Source organism: Gilliamella sp. B3127 (assembly GCF_026536935.1).
GTDB classification, from domain to species: Bacteria; Pseudomonadota; Gammaproteobacteria; order Enterobacterales; family Orbaceae; genus Gilliamella; species Gilliamella apicola_E.
The window spans coordinates 125,534-131,625 of the sequence record NZ_JAFNNI010000006.1 but is presented as its reverse complement, the minus strand read 5'-3'; the positions used below and the strand labels follow the sequence as shown (position 1 = coordinate 131,625).

Sequence of the window (6,092 nt, the reverse complement as noted above, 5' to 3'; positions counted from 1 at the left end):
CCAACGTTAAGCTGTTGAGTCGTTTTAAGTGTAATTCGGGGCAGAATTGGTAAAGAGAGTCGTGTAAAATATCGAGTTCGCACATTTTGTTGTCTGATTATTGATTTTTGGCGAAACCATTTGATCATATGACAAGATGTGTATCTACCTTAACTTAATGATTTTGATAAAAATCATTAGGGGATTCATCAGTACTCAGCCTTATATGGCTATCTTTGGCTCACGCCTTGCTGGGTTTATTGAACTCAAAGACGATGGTTACATAGACTGTTTTTACGTGCATCCTGACTTTCAAAAACGTGGCATAGCTAGAAAACTCTATGACCATATACTTGACTTGGCTCACCAGAAAAAGCTTTCACAATTAAGTGTAGATGCTTCAAAAGTAGCCATGCCCATTTTCAAAAAATGGGGTTTTAAAATAAAGCGGGTTAACAAAATATCCAGAAAAAACCAGGTACTGATAAATTACCATATGTATAAACCACTTTGATTTTTATTGAGACCTTTGTACCGTAAAGCTTCACTCAAACTAAATTCCTAACCGCGCTTTTTTGAAGTATATAGTTTCTTGAGTCCATAAAAAGAGCGCTCAATTTTGCAGTTCTGTTAAATTAAAACAGTTATCTTCATAATAAAGATAACTTATAAATTCCTTTCATGGGGTTGAATTTAAAAAGCCCGTCAAAGAGTTTACAACTATCTTGCTACCGTACGAGCCTGATATTTTGATGTAGCGCGACGGCTCAAATATTTATTATTATCTTTTATTAAATCTCTCATTTACCTATCCTCAAAATATTATTTTAGTCTGCCAATTTTATCATAAACACTTAACTGTATATAAATACAGTGCTATAATGTATATTACTGTATATTAAAGTATTATTTTCGCCTAAGCTGATGCCAGAACATTAGCAAACCTAACGAACTGGCGCAAATTTTTTTAGATCGTGAAAGGTGGTATATGGAACATATTTACTGTGATGATTATCCTAATGTTATGCATTGGAAAGCTGTACAAGAATTTACTATAGAGCAAGCGTCTTTATTATTGGCAGGATTAGATCCCTTCGATTTTAAAGAGGGATTAGATTCAGTAAAACAAATAAATCATTCTAGATGGAAATTAGCTCATGGTTATGCTCTATCGTTAGAAACCTCTATCAGAAGGGGAATTTTAACGCCAATTATATGTGCTAAATATGTATATAATGAATTTCTAAATGAGATGAGCGCCACAAAGATAGATCCAAATGATAGAACAGAAACAATGTCTTATCGGCACACCATAATAACAAGAAGTTCCTTAAATCAATGGGTCACTAATGAAAATGTTATCTTAGTTCTTCCATATCGAGCTAAAAAAACCCCTCCCCCTATTATTCAAGAAATCAGTATAGAAGATAATAATATAAAAAAATTACCAAATAACACACAGCACTCTTCCGAAGGATTGGAGTTAACACAAGAGATAATTGAGCAATTTTGGTCTACTTATGATACCGAAAATAAACAAACAGCTCCAACAAAAAAAGAAGTAATTGATTATTTAATTGGTAAAGGAGTATCTAAAAACTTAGCAGAAGCGGTTGATATAGTATTGCGTCCTTTCGAATTAAGAAAAGTAGGACGAAGAAAGGGGTAAGCCTATTTACTGTATTTTCTATATAAATGGATAGGAATACTTTAATTAAATAAGTTACTACTATTAAAAAATTAACCCACCTATTTTAATTATACCATAATGCTACAGTTACCTTGTTTTAATAACTTTTATAACGAGGTAACAAATGACAAATGCAATCCTATCCAGAAGAGAAGTTAAAAATTTACTTCACTTCAAATCTGACACTAGTCTTTATACGCTAGAAAAGAAAGATAAAACCTTTCCCCAAAAAATCAGAATCGGCTTGCGTCGCGTTGGGTATCGCGCTGATGAAATTTACTCTTGGCTTGAATCTCGTAGAGTAGAACGTCGAGAGGTGGCTTAATGGTGATAAAGCAAAACCCTTTATATCGCGAAATGATAAAGGGCTAACACTGGAATAATGACGCTTCCAATGATAGCCAATCTCGCGATAAGTGTCTAGCTAAAACACCAAATTAACTAATTGATTTTAAAGCAAAGCGAAAAAATTCGTTACGGTTTCCCCTTGCCTAAATTTAGCTAAAAGGGGGAATTTTCTGACACGTTAAGAGAGATGAAAAATGACAGATTTAAGTATTAAAAATAATGATATTGAATTGACGCAATCCAAATTTGACTTAATCGCCACTAATAAAACGATTAATAATTTAAGGACACGTTAGAGGGCTAAATCATGACTACAAGCTTATATAACAACCTAGCAATACAGATGTATACCCAACCCTTAAATAATCTCCCTGTGAATCGCTACGATGTAATTTTTCGACACGTTAGGAAAGATTTTTCTACTATCACTACGCGCGCGCGTATGCGTCGGAAAACTCATTGCATGGGGTTGAATTTTAAAAAATGGTTTTGCATGTCCATAAAAAGAAAAATAAAAAAACAAATACCACTTTTTGGTGGTATTAAGCTAATGCATTATTTCTTGTTTGGTTTGTTTAATTTTTCGCGACAAGCAGCAATAACCCAAGCAGAAAAGTTGGTATTCTCCTTTTTGGATTGCTCGTCTATTTTTTCTATTAGTTCGTGTGGAAAGCGGATATCTTTACGTTTTGACTTACTGGTTTCATTTGCCATATTGGATATTCATAAGTTATTAGTACGGACAATATACACTAAAGTAAAGAATAAAAATAGTGTTGACATGTACGGACAAAATAAAATATATTGTACGGACACATTAAATTTTAACATTTTAATAAAAACAATAGCCCAAAGAGTTCGCACCTCAATGAGCTATCTAACCACAAACATTAAACGGAGTAATGCTATGGCTAATAGTAATGATACCCTATGCCCTAAAAATGGGCAATATGACCTACCTAACCTTTTATCTGTCTTGAATTTATATCAGGCTGATATCCAACCACAAAACTTATTACACGCAAAAGCACACTTAGAGGAACTTAGACAATCAATTCTATGGGGAATCGGTGCTATTGGTAATTTGTTATTTTGGGCTTCTGAATGTGAAGAATATGAGGAACAACAATTTAAAGACGATACACGTGACATTGGTTACCTGTTAGCACAATTAAAAAACGTTGTTTGCTTTGCTTCCAATCAAATTAATTTACTTGACGATAAACTTAATCATAAGGAAGTTAACGATAATGAATAATAACAATAAAATAACCGCAATCCACCATATCATCGTTGATTCAACTATGGCGATAGTGGCAAGTTTGTTTTTAATTGAGCAGATTAACAAAAATGATAGTCAAGTATTTGTTCATGAGGGTGTCAAGATTGATATTAACAAAGATTTAATTGTCTTAGGTTTAGATATCAATCTTAAGCAATGCTTGATTGAGGATTTCGGAGAAAAGGAGGGATTAAATCGCACTTATGGAATGTTGAAAGACATGTACACAGAAAGCGACGATAAACCTATTTCATTAACTCCATTCGGGCAAGAATTACTTTCATCATTGTTTATTGATTTAGCCGAAGATATCAAAGCTGAATCTAATGGGACAATTCACTAAGGTGGCGGTAATGAAAATAAATGAAATTACAGCCGAAGCGGTGGGTAAATGGCGATTAATCTTTAGTTCATTAGGCATTGAGGTGGGTAATGGCAAACATTGCCCTTGTCCTGTCTGTGGTGGTAAAGATAGATTTAGATTTGATAACCAAAATGGTAGAGGTACTTACATCTGTAACCAGTGTGGTAGTGGTGACGGCTTAGAGCTTATCAAAAACTATTGTCAATGTGACGCTAAAGAAGCATCAAATAAAGTAGCGGAATGTTTAAATCTGTCTAATCAGAATAACCAAATACGGGAAAATCTCGTATTTAGGAAAATAGATTCTGAACAATTACATAATGATAACATACCAGATAATCCCGTATGTAAAAAGGTCGAGTATTTGCTATCTAAAGCAACATTAGGGCAATCTCAATACCTGACCAAGAAAGGGTTAACCTTTGATTTGCCTTTGTTAGATAACGGGCGCATTTTTGTGCCCATGCTGAATCTTCATAATGAATACGCAGGCGGTCAATTTATCGAGCCAGACGGAAGCAAGCACTTAATGAAAGGCTCGAATAAAAAAGGTGCTTTTATATGGGTCAACCCAAATTTGGGCAAGCCTGACGAGGTAAAAAAAGAGTTGCTCACAGCTAACGAGATTATTATTTGTGAGGGATTAGCCACAGGCATATCAATAGCGGTATTCCGCCATCGGTCACCAGTGATATCTGCCATTGATGCAGGCAACCTTATTCATGTAGCCAAAGCTATTCGTGAGGTTAATTCTACCGCAAATATTATCATTGCTGGTGATAATGATATAGGGAGTCATAAAAACACGGGTAAAGAAAAAGCGATAGAAGCGGCTACTGCGGTAAATGGTTATTACACAATCCCCGATACAGATTATAAATGTGATTGGGATGATTATAGGCAACAGTTTGGACTTCAGAAAACTTCAGGTTTATTTGATAAAAACCTCATAAAACCAGAGTTATCCACCATAACAAAACATAACATGCAAAACGAGTTATCAAGCATGAACCTATCGCAAATGGCATCAAGCCAACGAGCTGAACTGCTTAATCAATATTATGATAATAACCTTGCGATTAATCTTACTACCGATGAAATCTATCACTATCAAGATAACGCATGGCAACCTATAAGCGATAAACTGTTAATGCGAACGCTAGCCGATTTATTCACTCAATCAGGTGAGCCATTTAACCCTATGCGAATTAGCTCAGCGGTTGAATCGCTCAGGTTATCACTGCCTATAATGGGAACACCTCAGAAAGATTTAATCTGCTTTAAAAATGGCGTATATGAGCTAAAAAGCCAAAACTTTAGACCTCACAATAAGCAAGATTGGCTACTAGTTAGTAACGATATTGATTACTACCCTGCCAAAGAAAATGAATCCTTCGAAACTCACGCGCCAAACTTCACTAAGTGGTTAAAGAGAGCATCAGGCAATCAAGATAAGGCTAAGAACATACTAGCTGGACTTTATATGATATTAGCTAATCGTTATGACTGGCAATTATTCTTAGAAGTTACGGGCGCAGGCGGTAGCGGTAAAAGTGTATTTGCTGAAATCGCAACTATGTTATCAGGTAAAAACAATACTGTTATAGGTACAATGGAATCGCTGGAAAAGGCAAGAGACAGGGCTTTAGTGGTTGGCTATTCACTTATCATTTTACCAGACCAACCGCGTTATATGGGCAGTGGTGCAGGTTTAAAAGCAATTACGGGCGGTGATGAGGTCGCAATCGACCCTAAACACAAACAGCCCTATTCCTGTAAGATTCCTGCGGTAGTGTTAGTAATCAACAACGAAGCCATGCGATTTAATGAGCGCAATGGCGGTATATCAAGGCGCAGGGTAATATTTCACTTTGGCGAGGTTATACCTGAAACAGAGCGAGATTTAAACTTGGTTAGCAAAATAGAGCAAGAGCTACCCTCAATTGTTAGACTGCTACTTAATGAGTTCGCCAACCCTAATGATGCTAAAGAAAGATTACATAAACAGCAACAATCAGAAGAAGCAAAGACTATTAAAAGAGAATCTGACCATTTAGTCGATTTCTGTAGCTATTTTGACGCGTTAGACAGCCCTAATGGTATGTCAGTAGGCAATCTGGGTATTACACCATTCAATCCAAGAAAGTATCTTTACCATTCTTATATCGAATACATCCGTAACACAGGGCTGAATAATCCCCTATCCCTTACCCAGTTCGGCACATCTTTAAGTTATGCAATGAACGAGAACGGCAAGCAATACATGAAGAAGCGCTTTACAGTAGGGGTTAAAACTAATTTAGAACTTAATTTAAACACCAGTAAAGACTGGTTACCTAAAGCAGAAGAGCCTATCTAAAGCTAATTGTTTATTACTGTTTACACCGCCTTGATTGGCGGTTTTTTGTATTAAACAAAATAGATGCTTA

8 protein-coding genes are annotated in these 6,092 nt (G+C 35.6%); 6 read left to right on the top strand and 2 right to left on the bottom strand.

The genetic code is table 11. The annotated features are described in order from the left end of the window. On the bottom strand, positions 1-85 hold an 85-nt coding region (locus tag J3U00_RS10050), incomplete at its 3' end, for a transposase (RefSeq protein ID WP_072075904.1). 51 nt (positions 86-136) lie between these two features. Between J3U00_RS10050 and J3U00_RS11705 the strand changes: the two genes are divergently transcribed. The 3 genes from J3U00_RS11705 to J3U00_RS10040 all read left to right on the top strand — a co-directional run bounded on the left by J3U00_RS11705 (position 137) and on the right by J3U00_RS10040 (position 1,994). Beyond that, positions 137-493, top strand: coding sequence for a GNAT family N-acetyltransferase (locus J3U00_RS11705; protein WP_416380193.1), 357 nt, complete (start codon positions 137-139; stop codon positions 491-493). A 474-nt stretch (positions 494-967) separates the two neighbouring features. Further along, on the top strand, positions 968-1,648 hold the full coding sequence (locus tag J3U00_RS10045) for a hypothetical protein (RefSeq protein ID WP_267332320.1): 681 nt from the start codon (positions 968-970) through the stop codon (positions 1,646-1,648). A 145-nt stretch (positions 1,649-1,793) separates the two neighbouring features. Further along, positions 1,794-1,994 carry a helix-turn-helix transcriptional regulator gene (locus J3U00_RS10040; RefSeq protein WP_198200899.1) on the top strand — a complete coding sequence of 67 codons (201 nt, stop codon included), beginning with the start codon at positions 1,794-1,796 and terminating at the stop codon, positions 1,992-1,994. Positions 1,995-2,572: 578 nt separating this feature from the next. On the opposite strand, the gene J3U00_RS10035 is transcribed toward J3U00_RS10040, so the two are convergent. Then, on the bottom strand, positions 2,573-2,731 hold the full coding sequence (locus J3U00_RS10035) for a YlcI/YnfO family protein (protein ID WP_108720850.1): 159 nt from the start codon (positions 2,729-2,731) through the stop codon (positions 2,573-2,575). Positions 2,732-2,924: 193 nt separating this feature from the next. On the opposite strand from J3U00_RS10035, the gene J3U00_RS10030 reads away from it, so the two are divergent. The 3 genes from J3U00_RS10030 to J3U00_RS10020 are packed head-to-tail and all read left to right on the top strand — an operon-like array spanning position 2,925 to position 6,022. Further along, on the top strand, positions 2,925-3,275 hold the full coding sequence (locus tag J3U00_RS10030) for a hypothetical protein (protein ID WP_081296696.1): 351 nt from the start codon (positions 2,925-2,927) through the stop codon (positions 3,273-3,275). Next, positions 3,268-3,642, top strand: a complete 375-nt coding sequence (locus J3U00_RS10025) for a hypothetical protein (RefSeq protein ID WP_267332319.1) — start codon at positions 3,268-3,270, stop codon at positions 3,640-3,642. Before J3U00_RS10030 ends, J3U00_RS10025 begins: the two co-directional genes overlap by 8 nt. Positions 3,643-3,652: 10 nt before the next feature. Next, on the top strand, positions 3,653-6,022 hold the full coding sequence (locus tag J3U00_RS10020) for a primase-helicase zinc-binding domain-containing protein (protein ID WP_267332318.1): 2,370 nt from the start codon (positions 3,653-3,655) through the stop codon (positions 6,020-6,022). The last annotated feature ends 70 nt before the right edge of the window (positions 6,023-6,092 follow it).